The organism is [Clostridium] polysaccharolyticum (genome assembly GCF_900111595.1).
In the GTDB taxonomy this organism is placed as follows: domain Bacteria; phylum Bacillota; class Clostridia; order Lachnospirales; family Lachnospiraceae; genus Clostridium_AI; species Clostridium_AI polysaccharolyticum.
The window spans coordinates 56315-76650 of record NZ_FOHN01000010.1 but is presented as its reverse complement, the minus strand read 5'-3'; the positions used below and the strand labels follow the sequence as shown (position 1 = coordinate 76650).

16 protein-coding genes are annotated in these 20336 nt (G+C 37.8%); 1 reads left to right on the top strand and 15 read right to left on the bottom strand.

All coding sequences use genetic code 11. The annotated features are described in order from the left end of the window. Positions 1-75: 75 nt before the first annotated feature. The 11 genes from BMY85_RS08185 to BMY85_RS08135 form a co-directional block, all read right to left on the bottom strand. On the bottom strand, positions 76-1272 hold the full coding sequence (locus BMY85_RS08185; RefSeq protein ID WP_092477787.1) for a restriction endonuclease subunit S: 1197 nt from the start codon (positions 1270-1272) through the stop codon (positions 76-78). Then, complete coding sequence (locus tag BMY85_RS08180; RefSeq protein ID WP_092477821.1) at positions 1262-2764, bottom strand: class I SAM-dependent DNA methyltransferase; 1503 nt, start codon at positions 2762-2764, stop codon at positions 1262-1264. Before BMY85_RS08180 ends, BMY85_RS08185 begins: the two co-directional genes overlap by 11 nt. A 368-nt stretch (positions 2765-3132) precedes the next feature. Continuing rightward, positions 3133-3324, bottom strand: coding sequence for an excisionase (locus BMY85_RS08175; protein WP_330387240.1), 192 nt, complete (start codon positions 3322-3324; stop codon positions 3133-3135). Positions 3325-3414: 90 nt separating this feature from the next. After that, a complete protein-coding gene (locus tag BMY85_RS08170; RefSeq protein ID WP_092477785.1) occupies positions 3415-3618 on the bottom strand; it encodes an AlwI family type II restriction endonuclease in 204 nt (67 codons plus the stop codon). Between the two features lie 94 nt (positions 3619-3712). After that, a complete protein-coding gene (locus tag BMY85_RS08165; protein WP_092477784.1) occupies positions 3713-4441 on the bottom strand; it encodes a DUF134 domain-containing protein in 729 nt (242 codons plus the stop codon). 181 nt (positions 4442-4622) lie between these two features. Next, positions 4623-5093 carry a flavodoxin gene (locus BMY85_RS08160; RefSeq protein ID WP_092477783.1) on the bottom strand — a complete coding sequence of 157 codons (471 nt, stop codon included), beginning with the start codon at positions 5091-5093 and terminating at the stop codon, positions 4623-4625. 101 nt (positions 5094-5194) lie between these two features. Continuing rightward, positions 5195-6319 (bottom strand): CobW family GTP-binding protein, encoded by a 1125-nt coding sequence (locus tag BMY85_RS08155; protein WP_092477782.1) that lies wholly within the window; start codon positions 6317-6319, stop codon positions 5195-5197. Positions 6320-6467: 148 nt separating this feature from the next. Continuing rightward, positions 6468-6872: a Fur family transcriptional regulator gene (locus BMY85_RS08150; RefSeq protein ID WP_177180699.1), complete on the bottom strand. Its 405-nt coding sequence runs from the start codon at positions 6870-6872 to the stop codon at positions 6468-6470. Positions 6873-6993: 121 nt separating this feature from the next. Next, positions 6994-8217: a condensation domain-containing protein gene (locus BMY85_RS08145; RefSeq protein ID WP_092477780.1), complete on the bottom strand. Its 1224-nt coding sequence runs from the start codon at positions 8215-8217 to the stop codon at positions 6994-6996. Between the two features lie 2 nt (positions 8218-8219). Beyond that, a complete protein-coding gene (gene metF, locus BMY85_RS08140) occupies positions 8220-9092 on the bottom strand; it encodes a methylenetetrahydrofolate reductase [NAD(P)H] (protein WP_092477779.1) in 873 nt (290 codons plus the stop codon). Positions 9093-9114: 22 nt separating this feature from the next. Continuing rightward, a complete protein-coding gene (locus BMY85_RS08135) occupies positions 9115-10074 on the bottom strand; it encodes a C39 family peptidase (RefSeq protein ID WP_242939703.1) in 960 nt (319 codons plus the stop codon). Between the two features lie 335 nt (positions 10075-10409). Between BMY85_RS08135 and BMY85_RS08130 the strand changes: the two genes are divergently transcribed. After that, on the top strand, positions 10410-13238 hold the full coding sequence (locus tag BMY85_RS08130) for a X2-like carbohydrate binding domain-containing protein (RefSeq protein WP_143066348.1): 2829 nt from the start codon (positions 10410-10412) through the stop codon (positions 13236-13238). A gap of 55 nt (positions 13239-13293) precedes the next feature. Here the strand turns inward: BMY85_RS08130 and BMY85_RS08125 are convergent, their stop codons facing one another. From BMY85_RS08125 to BMY85_RS08110, 4 genes are all read right to left on the bottom strand, one after another. After that, positions 13294-13992, bottom strand: a complete 699-nt coding sequence (locus BMY85_RS08125) for an exonuclease domain-containing protein (RefSeq protein ID WP_278280386.1) — start codon at positions 13990-13992, stop codon at positions 13294-13296. Between the two features lie 71 nt (positions 13993-14063). Continuing rightward, entirely contained in the window at positions 14064-17597 is a 3534-nt protein-coding gene (gene nifJ, locus BMY85_RS08120; protein ID WP_092477776.1) for a pyruvate:ferredoxin (flavodoxin) oxidoreductase, read from the bottom strand. Between the two features lie 14 nt (positions 17598-17611). Beyond that, positions 17612-17803 carry a CDIF630_02480 family spore surface protein gene (locus BMY85_RS08115; protein ID WP_092477775.1) on the bottom strand — a complete coding sequence of 64 codons (192 nt, stop codon included), beginning with the start codon at positions 17801-17803 and terminating at the stop codon, positions 17612-17614. A 142-nt stretch (positions 17804-17945) separates the two neighbouring features. After that, on the bottom strand, positions 17946-20246 hold the full coding sequence (locus BMY85_RS08110; protein WP_092477774.1) for an SGNH/GDSL hydrolase family protein: 2301 nt from the start codon (positions 20244-20246) through the stop codon (positions 17946-17948). Between the last annotated feature and the right edge of the window lie 90 nt (positions 20247-20336).

Here is a 20336-nt window from a genome sequence, read left to right as displayed (position 1 = left end):
TCAGCGGAGCTGACGATGCATCTTGACCATAGGTCAAGATGATAGCGGTTTTATAGTAAATAAGAATTTAGCTGCTTAAAGGTCAAGGCTGGATACATCAAGTTCACCTGACATCAGTCTGGGCAAGAGAGAGTCTCTTAATTCGCTTAAACGCTTGTTTTCAAGGCTGTTAACGACTACTTGTTCTAACATCGGATAAGTTATGGTATCAAACTGGTTGAGAGTTTTTTCATCGGGAAGATAAAACTCAAAAGCATCATAATCTTTCTTTCCTATGTGAATAACTGTTGTTGCAACCTGAGTCTGCTCAATTTTGAACAAAAGTGGTTTAATCGTGAATAAAACAAACGCCTTGCCTTTAGGTCGTATGTTTTTAAAAATACACACTCGCTGATTAAGCCAAGCCTCAGTATTTCCCCATATATATGGACGAAATTCACCATCCATACCAACAACAATGTCACCTGGCTGTATCAAGTGCCCTTTAGGGTGTTTTTCAGTAGTATAGGTGACAAAGGCTTGTTCCTTAAGATCACGAATACGTATAATAGGAACGCCTTCACCATCTGTATTAAACAGCTTTGAAGCAAATGGTGCTCCATATATAATATTTGCTATTGTATAAATACTGGTTTTTTCCCAATTAATTGGGCGTTTTCCATTAAATGGAATATAGTCAATAAACCATGCTTTATATATAGATTCCATTTGTTGAAGTAAATTCTTATTTATTTCTTTATTAAGTTCTATTTTATTTCTTAGCAATTCCAGGATGCCAACAATCTTCCTTTGTACTTCTATCTCTGGTATCTCTACTTCTAGCTGTTGAAATGTTGTCGTAGCTCTCGCCAAAGCAGGTACTCCAACCTGTGAAGCATTTGAAAGCAAATCATGTTGACCCTTTCTAGTATGAAAATAATATACTAAATATTCCGGTAGAACTTTTTCATTACACCTAAACCTAAATTGACTTTGTGAAATAACATACCTCTCGTACATAGAATTAGATGGAATAAATGATATTTGCCCCAGAGTCCCTCGATGTGTTACAACAACATCACCTCTACTTGCATTTGCTTTTCCCAGTGAATCTGCTTTCTCCTCTGTTACATATCTAAACGCATCATCATTCATAGCAACATCTGCTAAATTACTTCCATTAAGCACTGGAATTCCTGCATCAACAAAACATTCTTTCTTTATATTTGATCCAAAAGGCCCCATAGATATTTCGCTAAGCAAATCAGAAATTACATATCTTTTATATTTCATACCCTATCGCCCCCAACTTTCTTCTGATTTCATCTTCTAACTCATGGCTCTTTGCAAACATCTCTGAGAGCTCTGATGTAAGACGGTCCATCTTCTCCTCGAATGGCTCACCATCATCCTCTTGCTCCTCAATCCCTACATAACGTCCTGGAGTAAGAATGTAGTCCTGTTTTTCTATCTCTGCCGTTTCAACTGCTGCACAGTAACCTTTTTCATCTTCTAGTGTTCCCTCTGTAAATGCTGTATAAGTATCTGCAAGTTTCTTTATATGCTCATCGGTAAGTTCACGAAGTTTACGGCTTACCATGGTTCCCATCTTTCTTGCATCTATAAACAGGGTCTTACCTGCTTGTTTTTTTTGCTTATTGATGAACCAAAGTGATACCGGAATCTGAGTCGTATAGAACAACTGGGTAGGCATTGCTATTATGCACTCTACCAAATCAGCATTTATTATATTCTTACGGATATCACCTTCACCACCTGTCTGTGATGACAATGATCCATTAGCAAGTACCATTCCTATACGTCCTGCTGGTGCAAGGTGATAAATCATATGCTGTAACCATGCAAAGTTGGCATTATTCTTTGGTGGCATACCATACTGGAATCTAACATCATTCTTTAACTTATCAGCACCCCAATCCTTAAGATTAAACGGTGGATTTGCCATAATATAATCTGCTCTTAGTGCTGGATGACGATCATCCAAAAATGTATCTGCAGAGTAACTGCCAAGGTCTGGCTCTATACCTCTGATAGCAAGGTTCATCTGTGCCATCTTCCATGTAGTAGGGTTAGAATCTTGACCATATATAGAGATGTTATTGATATTACCACTATGGTTTTCAACAAATCTCGCTGACTGTACAAACATACCACCTGACCCACAGCATGGATCATATACACGTCCCTTGAAAGGTTTTAAGATTTCAACTAAAGTACGTACAACACATGAAGGTGTAAAGAACTCTCCACCACGTTTTCCTTCTTGCTCTGCAAACATAGAAAGGCAATACTCATAAGTACGTCCAAGAATATCCTTTTCACTTCCATGTTCTATCATCTGTATATTAGTAAAAAGATCTACAACATCACCTAATCTTCTTTTATCAAGCTCTGGACGAGCAAAGTTCTTAGGTAAGATGTCCTTAAGTCTCTTATTTTTCTTTTCAATAGCACGCATAGCATTATCAATAACTGTACCAATCTCAGGAGTGTGAGCTTTTGCGGCTATCTCACTCCAGCGTGCTCCATCTGGTACAAAGAAGATACCCTCTGATGTATATTCATCAATATCTTCCTCAAACCCGTCTCCTTCCTCAACAAGTTCCTTGTATTTCTCATCAAATCTATCTGAAATATATTTTAAAAAAATCAATCCCAAAACTACGCTTTTATACTCTGATGCATCCATATTCCCTCGTAAAACACATGCAGCATCCCATATTTGTTTTTCAAATCCTATAGCAGCTGTATTCTTATCTGCCATAAACCAACAATCCTTTCTACTTATCATTTCATATTTGCAGCACCATAAATAGGACTTACTCATCAATAGCACTCTTACCACTCTTGTACCCAAACATCAATTTCAAAACGCTTAAAAATCTTTTAAAGTATACCACCCATAAATTAACATTTCAATATAGTTTATTGTTATCTATTTATATTTCATGCAAAAATCATCCATCACCTTATCCGCCTTTGTTATGACAAGCTACCCTTTAGTGCACTCTAAAGACATCTCTGATGATTCTGTTATCGAAGCAAAACCTTATAATGTCAAATAAAGAGTACAAAGCCATACAATATTAAAAAGGAGCTGGTTTCCCGACTCCTTCATTTCTTACTTATTACTTATTTTTTCTCATCACTGTCTCCGCCATCACCACTCGGTTTCTGCATCAGGCTCAGCAAATACTCCTCAAACTTGGGTCTACAGATAAGAAACTTATTACCAAAGTACAAGGCAAATTCTCTATCATTATCTTCTGCCAGCCTTCTCATTTTCTTTATCCCAATGTTAAAATATGCACTTGCCCCTTTGATGAAGAAGTATTTGATGAGGATTCCTATCTTTAAAATACTACCCTTACTACCCCGACTACTTTATTTTTACACTATAAAATTATCACTTTGTCATTCGTAGTAAAACCGTAAATTATCAGACACAAAAGTACAGTATGCATTCTCATCCTCATCAATCATATAATTCGCTAAATGTCTTGATACTGGCTCCATTTCTCCATGACGCTGAGTAGTTCCTTCCATTAACACTATTAGGAAATTTTGTATCAATAAGGTGTCTAAATCTGTTATATCGATCATTTTCGATAAAGTCATATACCCCTTTAATGGAATCTACGGATAGATTATTTTCTGTATTAAATACTTCAACAATCTTTTTATCATTTATTTTAAAAATCCAATAGACCCATTAATGGTGACAACCTCCATGTCCACACGAATGACCTTCACTGTGCTCATGGTCGTGATGGTCACAGTTAGCTTCGCCACTTGCATTAAGTGTTCCTGCAATCAGGGCAGCAACCGCATCATCTGTACTTCCGCTTGCACCTGCATAGAGCTTTATTCCAGCTTCCTGAAGTGCTCTCTGGGCACCTCCACCAATTCCTCCACAGATAAGTGCATCGACTTTTGCAATATTAAGAATGCCTGCCAGTGCTCCACAGCCTTCTCCGTTAGTTCCAAGAATCTGGGAACTGACTACTTTCCCATCCTCAATATCATAAACCTTAAACTTCTCTGTTCTTCCAAAATGTCCAAAAATATTACCATTATCATAAGTTGCTGCTACTCTCATCGCATTATCTCCTTTTTCATTCATACTTACATTTAAAATAGTTCTCTCTCTGTCAATTTCGATATTGCCTCCTGCTATAGAAAGCCTCTTACCCTCAACAACAGCACGGATCAGCTTCTTCCTTGCATTCTCATACATGGCCGTTACTGTCGTCCTTGCAACACCCATCCTGGCAGCGCATTCTTCTTGGTTTAAATTCTCGTAATCCAATAGTCTTATAGTCTCATACTCATCAAGAGACAGCCTTATGGTTTCAATATTCTCTTTTTCAGCCTCTTCAGGAATGAAATTGTAATAATCTGGAAAACTATATATTTTCCTGCACTTTGGTGTTCTGGGCATATTTTTCCTCCATTAATCAAACTTGACATATGTCAGATTAAGTATACTATCTATTCTGACATATGTCAAGTTAAATCGTTAAATGGTTATCTATTTCCAAATTCAGATACATCAATCGTAACGGTTATAGGGTATTGTATCATGAGTTGTGGCATTATCCAAAATGATGCTGTAATGGAGATTAGAGTGTTTTTACCCAATTTTCTATATCCTGTCTGGATGCACGATTAAGAATTTTTCCTTCGGATATTCTGGCATCTGGTGCGGATACCTGTAATTCTTTTAAAGTATTGCCGAATCCGCTTCCGCCAGATGTAGCAAATAATATTATCTTCTTTCCTGATACGTCATAGGATTCTAAAAACGTATTAATGATGGTAGGGGCAACGTACCACCAGATAGGAAAACCCAATAGGATTTCATCATATGCATCCATTGAAATATCCTTTTTTATCATCTCAGGCCGGAATTTCTTATCCTTCATTTCAATGCTGCTTCTGGACTGCTTATCCATCCAATTTAAATCAGCCTGTGAATATGGCACTTTAGGTGTAATCTCATACAAATCAGCACCAGATGCCTCAGCAATCATATTAGCTGTTTTTTTTGTTATTCCACTTGCACTGAAATAGGCTACTAATTTTTTAGACATAAAAACCTCCCTTTACCCTGAAACAGGATATGCTTTTTCCTTTATGATACAAAAAACTGGTTTTTAAGTCAACTCTATCTGGCTGAAGGTGCTGGTTCTTTCTATCCCGTACAGCTATTATTTTGTTCGATACAGTCATTTACTAGTTTTAGTATTTCTGCTTTTTCATATCCTTTTCCGATAAAGACAAGCTGATTTACCCGGTCTCCATATATTTCATCCCAGTCATCACGTATGTCTGGATATTCTTCCTCAAGAGCCTTAAGTTCTTTTTCAGACCAGGCCGCCATCCACTCTGAAAGTTCTGTGATAGATGCATTTCTTCCCGCCTGCTCAAATAACTGAACATGTTTATAGTCATCAGAAAACCAGATGTATCCTTTGGAGCGAATCAGAGTTTCTGGATAGTTTTCTATCAGTTTACGAAAGGCTGTTCTGTTAAACGGAGCCCTTTCTTCAAATACAAAGGAGGATATTCCATATTCATCAACGCAGGCATTTTCATCATCGGGCTCACATTCATTCAAAGCCTTTTGTACACTGCTTGAAGCCAAGACATCTTCAAAATCAAAATCTTCTCTATCTAGTAATGCATCTAATTCTACTTTGCCTTGCACACAAGGAATTATTTCAGCCTCCTGCTGAATGTTACGAAGGGCAGCTTTCACTTCTTGTATCTGCGCATCTGATAGTAAATCCGTCTTGTTAAGCAGAAGTACATTGCAGAATTCGATCTGATCCATAATCAGATTAATAATATCGCCGTCTTCTGCTTCCTCCTCTGACTCTAAATCATGCAGAAATTCCCGATAAATTCTGTCCACATCTACAACTGACGCAACAGTTTTTAGATAAACTCTGGTATCAGGCGTCTGTTCCTCATATCCAACGAAGGCTCCGGCAATAGAGGAAGGTTCACTTATTCCTGACGCCTCTACAAAAATAGCTTCTATACTTCTATCAGCAGCTAATCTTTCAATTTCATTCATAAATTCATCTTTTAACGTACAGCAGATACAGCCATTTTGCATTTCCACCATTTCTACCTGTACAACTTGGTTTCCTGTTTTTTTTAATAGTGAGGCATCAATATTGATGCTTCCCATATCATTGACTATAAGTGCAGACTTTCTATTTTCCTGTTGTAAGATATGCTGCATCAATGTAGTTTTTCCAGAACCTAAATAGCCTGTAATTAATACTACGGGTACCTCTCTTAATGACATATGCGTTTCTCCTCCTTTTTAATATGCGACACATTCGCATTTTATTATACAGCTATGAAACAAATTGTCAATAGGCAACTATTTTTTATGTCCAAAAATCAAAAAAATAACCTATGTGGCTTATCACATAAGTTATTTAAAGTGGCAGTTATTTTTTGCATTCATTACATTTACCAACAATTACGGTCTTACTGCAATCTACATCAACACCATATACCAAATGTACTTTTTCCTCGAATTCCTCAACAAATTCCTTGTTCAGATGAAATATTTTCCCGCATTCCGTGCATTGTGCGTGCATATGATGATTGCATTGTCCGTGATTTTCTGAATACTGATAACAGGTAGCGTTAGAATCGCTTTCCTTATAGCGGATCAGTTTGCCTTCCTGATATAACCGTTCCAGATTCCGGTATACAGTCGCCCGGTTAATGGTTTCTCCATCTTTCTCAAGCTTATTGTAAATATCTCTTGCGGTAAATTTTATATCCGCATTTTGCTTTAAGTATTCTATTATCCGATTTCTAGGTTTTGTTTTATATTCGCTTTTCACAATTTCACCAGCCCTTTTGCCATCCAATACAGGAATAATCGTATCCTTACATTTTAACTAATTTACCATTTATCTTATCACAACAGCTTAATGATTCATAGTGCCTAATTGCAATACTATCTTATTCTCTTTCGCTGCTGCATATTGTCATTGTTCCGTTAACAGTTAAAACCCCTTGAATTTTCTTAATTGCAGGGGATGCTGGAGGAATAAACATTGCCTGGCCAATTGCAGTACTCGAAATTTTTCCCAAGTTAGTTATGCTGTATCCTGAACGCTTTTGGTAGCCAAACATGATGCCACCCACAAATGCTCCTGCTTCACTATGAAACCCTCCAAGAGCAGAAACCGCAGCTGCGTCTAAAAGTCCAGGTTCCATAATTCCATAACAGGCAAGGGTAAGGTATAGAGAGGAATTATTTTCTAATACCCTCTGTACAAGGCTATGTACCTTCTTTGCTGCTTCAAAAACATCTTTGCGTTTTCCTTTGTAGTTCACGCTAAATGCAGTGGAATAATTGCCAAGTGCCCCGTCTTGATAACAGGGTAACTGTTTTCGGATATCACTTGCTATAATGATTTTATTAATATGTTCTTCCAGATACATTTTTGCCATAAGATAATCGTTTATAGATACCTTGTTTTGATGGCACTTTTTTTGAATGCTGGATAATTCATTCTCAGGAAGTATTTGTATTGTATGTATGACAAGGTCCTTTTTTAGAAAGACATCTGCAAATGTATGATAGTCTTCATAAGAAAGCAGATGTTGCTCCTTGCGCCATTTTTTATTGCTCCGCCAGATAAGCCATTTACTAATCCCTTTAAGTTCACTGGACTTAGGCAGATCGCTGTTTTGCTGAATCAGGCTTTCTTCTACATACAAAGGTTTTTTGCCATTTACATAAAGTTCTGAGAATTCTTTTACAAGTCCCAGTCCACCTCTGCCATCTGCAAGCAGATGATGAAATACAAATAAAACGCCAACTTGTTCTTTTGCCTTCCATGTATACATTTTCAGCATACCTTCTGTAAACAGGTTCCAGTCATTTCTGGTTGCTTTTTGGTATTGTTTCATAATGTCTGGATCTTCTAAACCATTCCATTCTTGCTCTATGGGAATCCAAGTTATCTGGTTTGTGTCCGTAATATTGTAAAAATACTGATTGGTATTTTTCTCATAGCCAAGTAATGCTTTTAGAAATGGATGAGCATCGGATAGACTTTCAATGGTGCTTTTTATCTTATTGTTATCATAAGCTGCATTTAGGCATGCAGCAATTCCAAAGTACATATTGGGGCACATCAGATGTGCACGTTCGGTAAATAAATATTGTATTTTCATGGTTATGCTCTTCCCCTTACAATGCTTTCAACCCCTTCCGATATTCTCCTTGCCACATATGGATTGTTCATCGTGTAAATGTGAATTCCGTCTACGCCATTTGCCACAAGATCAATAATCTGATCAATGGCATAGGCAATTCCTGCATCTCTCATAGCTTCTGGGTTCCCGTCAAATCTCTGCATTACTTTTACAAACTTTGTAGGAAGTGATGCTCCACACATAGTAACCATTCGTTCTATCTGTTTTCTATTGGTTACAGGCATGATTCCTGCTTCTATAGGCACATTGATTCCTGCAATGCGGGCTTTCTCAACAAAATGATAGAACACCGTATTATCAAAAAATAATTGAGAAATCAGATGATTCACACCTGCATCTACTTTTATTTTCAGATTCTTGATATCTTCAATTGCATTTTTGGCGTCTTGATGGACTTCTGGATAACAGGCTCCAGAAACATGAAAGCCACCTTTATCCATAATATATTTTGCCAGATCTGAAGCATGAAGAAAATCCTTTTTTGGCTCCATTCCCTTTACAATATCCCCTCTCAATGCAAGAATATTGTCAACACCTCTAGACTGCAGATCACCAAGAATACGATCTATATTTTCAAAACTTGCATGGACACATGTTAAATGTGCTATGGACTGAATGCTGTATTTTTTCTGGATATAACCAGCAATATCAATCGTATCAGTATTGGCGACATTTCCGGCAGCGCCGTATGTAACACTAATAAAATCCGGCCTTAACTTGCCTAGTTCATCCAATGTATCATAAATGCTTTCAATGGGTTTATCCCCCTTTGGAGGGAAAACCTCATAGGAAAGTACGGTTCTATCTTCCTTAAACATATCTGCTATATTCATTGTTTTACTCCTTTCATCACTATCAGGCTGTATAAACCCAAAGATTCTTCATCTGTTTTGCTAATGTATCATAATCCCATAATATGCAGCTTCGCTGTCTGCTGTTAGGGTCATTCACTGTGATTTTGCCATCTTCTAAACCAGTAAGAACAATAAAATGCCCTTGTGTGGTAAAATCGCCCGGTCCCATGCTGCATATAATAGGATGTCCTTCTTTTAAGTGGCCTTCTATCTGCTTTTTATCAAGACCTAATTCTCTTCCGTGAATGCCGAATTGTTCACCACCCTCGGAAAGAAAACTCCACTGTGTGCCTGTTCCATCCAGATAATATCCTTTATCAGAAGCATACTGTGCAACTTCTCTTGGTGTAGCATTTACATTGCCTGTCAAGCCAACAGCCACCATAGAAATACAGGTTGGTGCACAGCCAGAGATTCCAATACAGCTGTTGCCGTAAGAGGCATATCCCCATCGTTTATCCCATTGAAGAAATAGCGGAACGGACGCCTTTAATTCCTTTTTAGAAAGCTTTATTGCCTTATCAGATGAACCATCAGGATAACCCAAAACAAAATCCAGCATTTCATCATTGTTGCACAAAGCAAGAAGCAAATCCTCTGGATAGTTCTCTTTGTTTTCATAGATTTTCTGATACTTGCTGGAAGCATGTGCCATAACTTCAAGAGCGCTGTTTACTTCTTCTTTTGCGTACCGTCTGGTTTTTACAGGCTGTTTTTTGGAGCTATGTTCTGGTTCATTTGCTGTCTGCTCTAAGTGTTTCAAATCAATATGAAACGAATCCTGCCTCTTCACTACCTGTCTTCCAGCTACACAGAAAACGACCAGACATGCTATGACACATAATCTGCGTAACCTTCTTTTTATTCTGCGTATTTTTTTCTGGCGGCGTTTCATGGCGATATACCGTCTCTGACTTGCTCGTTCTTGCTGCTTGTGAAAGGTACTTTGGTCAATACTCATATATTCTCTCCCTTCTTTTGTTTCCCCTATTATTCCTATTCTAATTTTTTCACTTGTTTTTCATTATAACATTTCCAAAAGAATCTTCCAATAAGAGAATCTGAATTATCCCATTTTTCACCTCTTTGTAAATGACGAACTATACAATTTATTGGTATTTTCCATACATGTTATGCAAATAAAATTGAAATCTTTCTAAAGTATTTTACAATTATGCCATGACTTGTGCATGGAACGGAAGAAACATGATTCCTCACGCAAACTTTTATGGTTCTTCTATCTTGCCTAGTCATGGAAAAAACAAATAACAATAATTAATGGAAAGGATTGATACCATGAAAAAGAGATGTTATCTAGCTATTCTAGCTGCACTTTTCTTCTTTATAATAGCTCCTGATGTATCTGGAGTAAAAGCAGCTACAGATAAAAACCACCCTGGTTTTCGTGTAGAAGGAAGATTTTTATACGATAACCAAGGAGAAAAAGTAACGTTATATGGCTTAAACAAAATGTGTACCTGGACAGATAAAGATGGGGATCCTGCATTTAAGGAAATTGCCAAAACGGGTGCAAATGTTGTTCGTATTACTTGGAGTATTGACGATACAGCAGAAGATCTTGATACTGTACTTACGAACTGCCGTAAAGAACATATGATTCCTGTAATCGAAGTTCATGATGGTACTGGTAAATGGGACATGCTTCCTAAACTAGTTGACTACTGGACAAAAGAAGATATTGCTGCTGTTTTAATCAGACATCAGGAATATCTGATTCTTAACATTGGGAACGAAGTTGGTGACGGTACCATTACCAATGCACAATTTACAGAAGATTATAGCGAAGCAATTTTAAGAATCCGTAAAGCTGGTATTCATGTACCTTTGATGATTGATGGTTCTTCCTGGGGACAGGATATCAATATTTTACAAGCTTGTGGTCCAGATTTAATTCAGGTTGACCCAGATAAAAATATTTTATTATCTGTACATATGTGGTGGCCTGCAATGTATGGCCATAATGCACAAGAAGTTATTGATGAGTTAAACGAATCTGTTGAAATGAACCTTCCAGTTGTAGTTGGAGAATTCGGTAACCAATGGGAAACCAATAAACAAGGCCAGATTCCTTACAAAACAATTATGGAACAATGTGCGAAATTAGACATCGGTTACATCGCATGGTCATGGGGTCCTGGTAACAACCCACAGGATTTCCTTGACATGACAGCAGATGGGACTTATGAAACATTAAATGATTATGGTACTGAAATCTGTCTTACAAGTGAATACAGTGTAAAAAATCTTTCGGTAAGACCAGCTTCTATGCTGACCAATCTGCCTCCTAAAATGCCTTCCAAAGGACTTCCTGCTGGCAACTTAGCACTTGGAAAGCCAGTTACAGAAACCTCCATGGAAAGTGCTGACTATGCTGGTAAATACATCACGGACGGAAATTTAACTACTAGATGGGCTTCTACTTCTACAAGTCCTGCCTATGTTACAATTGACTTAGGTGCCAAAAAAGAATTAAAACAAGTAATCATTGTCTGGGAAGCAGCTTATGCATCTCAGTATAAGATTCAGGTTTCAGATGATAACAAAGACTGGAAAGATGCTTACACAACCTATAGCTGCAAAGGCGGAACAGATACAATTGATATTGAAGCCTCTGGACGTTATGTTCGTATTAACTGTATGCAAAGAAAGAACTACGAATGGGGTAACTCCATTTTTGAAGTTGGTGTATATGGACCAGAATCCGAATTAAGCGCAGACATTAATCCTACTGTTGCCGTATTTGATAAAAATCCTGCTTTACGTGCTGATTTAACTATCGAAACAGCTCCAAAAGCAAATACTTTACTTGCAATTAAAAATGGCAAAACTACTTTAATCAAAGGTGCAGATTACACCGTAGATGGTGATGTAATCACGATTTCTAAAAACTATTTATGTACTTTAATGACAGGCGAAACAGCAAATCTTGTATTTGATTATGACGAAAATGTGGATCCCGTTCTTGCAATTGCTATTGGCGATACAAGCCCTGTAACTGCTATTAGTCCAGCAAGTGCAACCTTCAATAAATATCCTGCTGCACAAGATGATGTATCCTTTACAATTAATGCTGCTGATTTTAATATTACAGCAATTAAAGCTGGTACTGCTAGTTTAACAGCTGATAAAGATTACGTGGTAAATGGAAATGTAGTAACAATCAAGAAAGCATTTTTAGCAAATCTGCCTGTTGGTGCCAATGAAATTACTGTTTTGTTTACAGATGAAACGCAAGCTTCTTTCATTGTAAATGCGGTATTTACAGCTCCAAATTCTCTTATCACACCAGCGAATGCTGCATTTGAAAAAAGAGCCCAGGCTGATCTTATAATTGATATGGCTTTATATGGCAACACTTTAGAAGCCATTGTAAATGGTTCTGCTGCTTTAACTGAAGGTACGGACTATACAGTAGATGGTTCTGCTGTTACAATTTCTAAAGCATATTTAGCTACATTACCAGTTGGTTCCGAGACTTTAACATTCCAGTTTAATCAGGGAAATGATGCCGTATTAAAGATTAAAGTTACTGAAACAATTCCTAATTCTAAATTAAAAGACAAAATGGTTCCTTTTGATGCTACTACTGGTGAAGATGCAAAAGTAAGTGTTCAATGGAATGGAAATACAATTAAAACAATTCAATTCGGTAAGATTGAATTAAAAGAAGGTACGGACTTTGAAGTAGATGAAGACGCAATTGTATTTGCAAACAGCTTCCTCGCTACTTTAGAAACTTCTAAATCTGAATTAACCTTTGTATTTAGCGAAGGTGAAAACCAGACACTTATCCTTAAAAATACTTCTGCTGCTGTTCCAGATCTTACATTGACAAGCAGCATTGGTTCTTGGGCTACTGGATTTACAGGAAGCTTTACTGTAACCAATACTTCTGATGAAGCTGTAGAAGACTGGACTGTAAAAATTAAAAAAGACGGCTTTAAAATTACAAATATCTGGTGTGCAGATGTGGAAGAAACAGATGATTATTATGTAATCACTCCAATGACATGGAACTCCAATCTTTCCGCTGGTGCATTCACAAGCTTTGGTTTCCAAGGCGAAGGTGCTCTTGCAGATGATTTTGAATATGTTGTAGAATAATCCATATACTGAGACACAAACAGGCAGATGAGAATTTTCATCTGCCTGTTTTATGCTATATGTCTTTTATGTTTTTGGTCTGCCTGCAATTTGGATAATTGCTGCAGCCATAGAATTCACCAAACTTTCCCGCTCTTTTAACCATTTCTGCGCCACAGCCTGGACAGATTACAACCGGAATATCTGCCTGCAGTTTCCCTAATTCTTCATAACATAACTGATTCATAATACAGTCATTTAACGCTCGATGGGCGCCTTCACTGCTGATGCCAAAATACTCTGCTATGTCCACAAGCTTGTGATGGCTTAACTTTGGAAGGCATTTTCTTGCCATATGCAAAGTATCGATAAAATCATTTTCTATTGGAATATTGTATAACTTCATAGAAGCATCGTATATAAAATTCATATCAAAACTTTGAATGTTATGGCCTACTAATACAGAATTGCCGATAAATGCCAGAAATTCCCGAAGAACTTCTTGCAATACAGGTGCATCTGCTACCATTTCATCTGTAATGCCATTTACCATAGTAGCTTCTTTTGGAATTGGTCTTAATGGATTAACTAATGTAGAAAAGGTATCTATTACAGAACCATTTTGTACTTTCACTGCGGAAATTTCGATAATATCATCTTTATACACACTGACTCCAGTTGTTTCTAAGTCAAATACTACATAATCTGGCACATAATGAATTCGTCGCATTCCCTTTTTATCACGATTGTCTTTTGCCATTTTATTCACCTCAATAGTATTCTAACACAAAAGCCAGATATAAGGAATGCCTCAAAAGTGATTTTCACCCTTGAGGCATTTTCTGATTATTCTTTTCCTGCTAATCTTAAATACTCTTCGTATCGTTCTTTTGCCATCTGCTCCGTATACTCATACAGTTCTTCTGCCTTTTCTGGAGACTGTTTCATAAGTGCCGTATAACGGACCTGTCCCATGATAAAGTCCCGGAAACTGTCTTTTGGCGGTTTAGAATCTAAGGTAAATGGATTCTTTCCTTCTGCTTTTAACTCAGGATTATATCTCCATAAATGCCAGTATCCACAGGCAACTGCCTGGGCCATATTAGCTATGCTTCGTCCCATGCCTTCCTTGATACCATGATTGATACAAGGTGCATATGCAATAATAAGCGATGGACCTTTGTAAGCTTCTGCTTCACGAATCACTTTTAAGACGTGGTTTTTATCTGCTCCCATAGAAACTTGTGCTACATAAACATTTCCATAAGTAATCATCATCCGTCCTAAATCTTTTTTGCGTGTCCGTTTGCCAGAAGTAGCAAATTTTGCAATTGCCGCTGCTGGAGTTGATTTTGAAGCCTGTCCACCTGTATTGGAGTAAATCTCTGTATCGAATACCAATACATTAAGATCCTCTCCACTTGCTAAAACATGATCTAGTCCTCCATAATCAATATCATAAGCCCATCCATCACCACCTAGAATCCATTGAGAAGGTTTTACAAGGTATTTGGAATGTCTTGCAATGTGCATAATCCATTGCTGTTCTTCTGGATTTTCTGGAGAATAACTGGCAAGAGCCTGTTCGATAGCCTTTGCTGCCTTCTTGGATGCCTCTCCTTCTTCTTTGGATTCTAGCCACTTTTCACATGCCTGCTTTAAAGTTTCGTCACTAGTTCTATTTATTAAGTGTTCCATAGATATTGCAATCTGGTCACGTATCTGCTTGATTCCTAACCGCATACCCAGACCATATTCTGCGTTATCTTCAAATAAAGAATTGGCCCAGCTTGGTCCTTTTCCATTTTCATCTGCTGTATATGGTGTTGATGGTGCGGAAGCACCCCAGATTGAGGAACAGCCTGTAGCATTGGCAATCATCATGCGATCACCAAAGAGCTGTGTTACAAGTTTAATATATGGGGTTTCTCCACATCCAGCACAAGCTCCTGAAAATTCATGATAAGGCATTTTAAACTGGGTGTCTTTTACAGTGTTCCCAGCAAATAAATCGTCCTTTCTAGATACTTTTCCAATGGCATATTCCCAGTTTGGAACTTCTTTTTCTGTCTGTGTTGCAAGTTTTTTCATAACAAGTGCCTTTGGCTTGGCAGGACAGATGTCAGCACAGTTTCCACATCCAGTACAGTCCATAGGATCTAATTGAATGCGGTAACCAAAGTTTCCCAATTTCTTTTCAATTGTTTTTTTTGTCTCAAAACTTGCAGGAGCCTTTTTCTGTTCTTCTTCGGTCAATAAAAATGGCCGAATAGTTGCATGTGGACAAATATAGGAACACTGGTTACATTGAATACAGTTTTCTATGATCCATTCTGGTACATTTACTGCCACACCACGTTTTTCGTATGCAGCGGTACCATTTGGAAAAGTTCCATCTTCCATTCCGTTAAATGCACTGACAGGAAGCAGCTCTCCTTCTTGACGTTCCATAGGTCTTAAGATATTTTTGATAAATTCTGGTTCTTCCACGTGAGGCTTTTGGCTATCCTCTGCATTTTCCCAGTCAGCCGGAATGTCAACTGGTATAACTTTTGCAAATCCTTCTTCTAGGGCTTTGCAATTCATTTCTATAATCTGTTCGCCCTTTTTCCGGAACATTTTCTCTACGGATTTCTTAAGAAGATCTTTGGCTTTATCTTCTGGAAGAATGCCATTTAATTTGAAGAATACCCCTTGCATAACCATGCTAATGCGATTACGAAGTCCGATATCTTCTGCTATCTGTATGGCGTCAACAATATAGAATTCTGCTTTTTTCTTTGCTAAAGCCCGTTTTAAACGGGCTGGAATGTGGCTATCTAATTCCTCTTTGTTATATCTGCAATTGAGTACAAATGTTCCGCCTTCTTTTAATCCTTTTGTTAAATCATAGGTATGCACATAAGACGGATTGTGACAGGCGATATAGTCCGCTTCCTCAATAAGATATGTGGCTCTAATTGGAGTATCTCCAAAACGCAGATAAGACTTAGTCAGGCCACCAGATTTTTTGGAATCATAAGCGAAATAAGCCTGCACGTATTTATCTGTATTGTCGCCAATAATCTTAATAGCCTGTTTGTTGGCTCCTACCGTACCATCAGAACCAAGTCCCCAGAAAATACAGCGAACGGTATTCGGATCTTCTGTTACAATTCGTTCTTTTACTTCTAATGAAGTGTGCATGACATCATCATTAATGCCAATGGTAAACCGGTTCTTTGCATTCTGGCTTTCTAAATTTTCAAATATTGCTTTAATATCGCTAGGAGTTGTATCTTTTGAACCAAGTCCATAACGGCCTCCTATAATATCGGGATGTTTTCCCATTTGAAAGAAACTGTTTACGACATCCAAATATAGCGGTTCCCCAACAGATCCTGGTTCTTTGGTTCGGTCAAGTACAGCCACTTTTTTTACCGTATCTGGGATACATTTTAAGAAATGCTCCATAGAGAAAGGACGGTATAAATGGACTTTTACAAGACCGTATTTTTTACCTTGACTGTTACAATAGTCGATTGTTTCCTCAATAGCCTCGCAAACGGAGCCGATTGCTATGATGATATACTGGGCGTCTTTTGCTCCGTAGTAATTAAATAATCCATATTTGCGGCCTGTTAAGGTATTGATTTTATCAAAATACTCTTCTACAATTCCAGCGATTTTTTCATAAAATGGTGAGGAAGCTTCTTTTGTCTGGAAATAGATATCTGGATTCTGTGCAGTTCCTCTTGTCACAGGATTGCTAGGTGACAAAGCATGTTTTCTAAATTCATTGAAAGCATTCTGGTCAAGTAAATTGGCATAATCTTCGTAATCTAATACTTCAATTTTCTGTATTTCATGGGATGTACGAAATCCATCAAAGAAATGTATAAAGGGAAGTCGGCCTTTTAAAGCGGCTAAATGCGCCACTGGTGCTATGTCTGCTACTTCTTGTACGGAACTGGATGCTAACATGACACAGCCAATCTGTCTTGCTGCCATTACATCCTGATGGTCACCGAATATGCTTAATGCCTGTGCTGCTAAGGCACGTGCACTTACATGAAATACACCTGGCAGAAGTTCTCCTGCAACTTTATACATATCTGGTATCATGAGCAGAAGACCTTGAGATGCTGTAAACGTAGTGGTTAAAGCTCCTGCCTGCAAAGAACCGTGAAATGTTCCTGCCGCACCAGCTTCTGACTGCATTTCTACTACATTTACTGTCTGGCCAAATATGTTTTTCTGTCCATTGGCGGCCCACTCGTCTACTACCTCTGCCATAGTAGAGGATGGTGTGATTGGATAAATGGCGGCGACTTCTGTGTAAGCATATGCAACGTATGCTGCCGCAGTATTACCGTCTACCGTTAGTGTCTTTTTCCCCATAATGTCTCCTTTTCTTATAATTTACTTCCGTTATCAACCCAGTCCTTGGCCTCTGACACTGCTTCGCCACTTGGTATTGTTACATTAGCTTCAGGTGTGGCTTTATAGTGCTCTGCCAATGCCGCTGTTGTTTGGGAAATTCGTGTTTTGGTGTTAAAACTTCTTGCGTTATTCTTTACTTTTCCTTCGGCAACATTAAATTCCATATCAATTCCTCCTTTTCTGCTTCATACTTCTTTAGTGTGAAAAGGAATGATGAAAAATATTCAGAAATATAAAAAAGGAAGTGTCACTTTAGCAATTTGAAAAATTGCTAAAGGGCACTTCCTTTTGGTTTCTAAATTTCTATTACCAGCCCATAATATAACTCATATAATCTACTAATGTATCAGCCGCTTTTTCATAAGTTGTTTCCGTTGGATGCCAGTCTACACAGACACCATCATTCATATTCTGTACATCAAATTGTAAAGTGTATACCTGTTTATCACCTGTTTCTTTTGTATAAGCAGAAACTGCCTCTTCAATCTGTGGATATAAATCCTGTCCCATAATGCCTAAAGTACAGAAAATCGCTGCATTTGGATTTTTGCTTCTTATTTGTTTTAAAAATGCTACATAAGCTTTTACAAATGCTGCTTTCTTACCTTCATCATTTCTTGTATAAGAACTATCGTTTGTACCTAAGTTGACTACGATTGCATCTGGTTCGTCCACATCAAAATCCCAAGGAATATCCATAGCCTGTTTTCCATCTGGAAGTGTATACCAGCTAAATCCCTGGCTTTCATAATATTGCGGAATTGTCTGAAGTGTATTCAAATCTCCACCTGTATATCCAGAAATTACACCAAAACCACTTGCTGCAAACATGCTAAAGTCAGCACCTAGTTTCTGAGCAGTCTTGTAAGCATAGGATTTTGAACCATCAGAATTGGTTGTAGAGAACATTGAAGATGCGTTTTGCTCATCTACACCATAACCACATGTAATAGAATCTCCAATAAACTCAATTTTCCGTGTACGGTTTGCTGCTGGCTGGATTGCTGCAGTAGAAGTAACCTGGATATTATCTATGGAAAATGGAATGTAAGCAGATTCAGAAAGTCTCATGATCTTAACTGATACTGGTTTTGCTTCATCACTTTCATAGAAATCATAAGTCTTCTTCAATGTTTTAATCATATCATCTACAACTAGTTTTTCATTTACATAAATTGCAATACGTCCATAGTGATTTTTTTCTTCATTGGCAACTGCTGTTACATCAATGGATGCTTTTGTTCCTGTAAATGTGAATTCTACTCCAGAGCAAAGATTGTTTAACCATCTGGAACCGTTAGCATCGGTATATGTTCTTCCTAGTACTTTTACGTGTTCTTCATCTGGTTTGCATGTTCTTTCTTTTAAGTCGCCAGCTACATAACTTGGTGCTTCTGTTGCTGGAGGAGTTACAGAACAGCTTGCAATAGCTGCATCTACTCCACTTGGTACATAGTCAACTGATAAAATGGTATATGGATTTCCTTGTGCAACAAAGTAAATCACGTCTAATGTTGAGAAATCCGTACCATAAGCCTTTGCAATGGTATCATAAGAATAAATAGCTGTAAAATCATCAAAACCATTTCTCTTAATGGCTGTAGCACTTACAGTAGCCCATCCTTCTCCACCTGTCCAGCTTGAAAATACTAAATTGGAGGATGTTCTGGAACCATTAAAATGAACGGTAAAGTAACCATCTTTGTTAATAATGGCTGGATCTAATGTTCCGCCATTCTTCTTAGCTGTAATTTTTCCTCCAGTAGAATATGTAGTTAAACTGCTCTTTCCAGTAAACAGATTTACAGCATCTTTCACAGGAGCTGTGGATACTGCTGGTTCTTTGCTTTCCACAGGCGCAACAGACACTGCTGGTTCTTTGCTTTCCACAGGTGCAACGGAAACTGCCGGCTCTTTGCTTTCCACAGGCGCAGCAGACACTGCCGGCTCTTTGCTTTCCACAGGTGCAGCAGACACTGCTGGCTCTTTGCTTTCCACAGGTGCAGCAGATACTGCTGGCTCTTTGGAAACTTCTGCTGCAGCAGATGGCGCAGTTGAAGGAGCACTAGAAGTTTCTGCTGGTTTTGTTGACTGTACAGGCATATCTCCTGTTACATAATCTAATGAATTCAATGTAATCGCCTTCCATGTCGTATTAAAATATATTCTATCAATTAAGTCAAATTTTGACCCATAGCTTGAAACAATATCATCATAGCAGAATCTTAACAAGTAAGATCCGTCTGCATTTGTAATAATTTCACTTGGTTCTACAATAGCCCATCCAGCTCCGCCTGTCCAGCTTTGGAAAATCATTTGCACACCTTCGCTAGACTCTGATACATTTGCTTCAAAATAACCACCTTTTTTGATAATCGAATTATCAAATGTTCCATAATTTTTTGTAGAGTCAAATGTTGCAACTTGTGCCCAAGCTGAACTTTCTTTTGGTCCTTTAAAAATCTGAACTCTTCCACTTTCCTTTGTGACATCCGATACCGCTACAGCTGCTGCAGATGCAGTATTGCTTACTGCTGGCATTGGCAGCATACTAGTAGCCATGGCACATATTAGGAATTTTGATATTATTTTCTTATATTGCTTCATTAAAAATTCCTCCTTTTACTTGATACAAGAATCATTATACCAAGAAAAGGAGGAATCGTGTTTTGCTTTGCCTATTATGTATAGATTAAA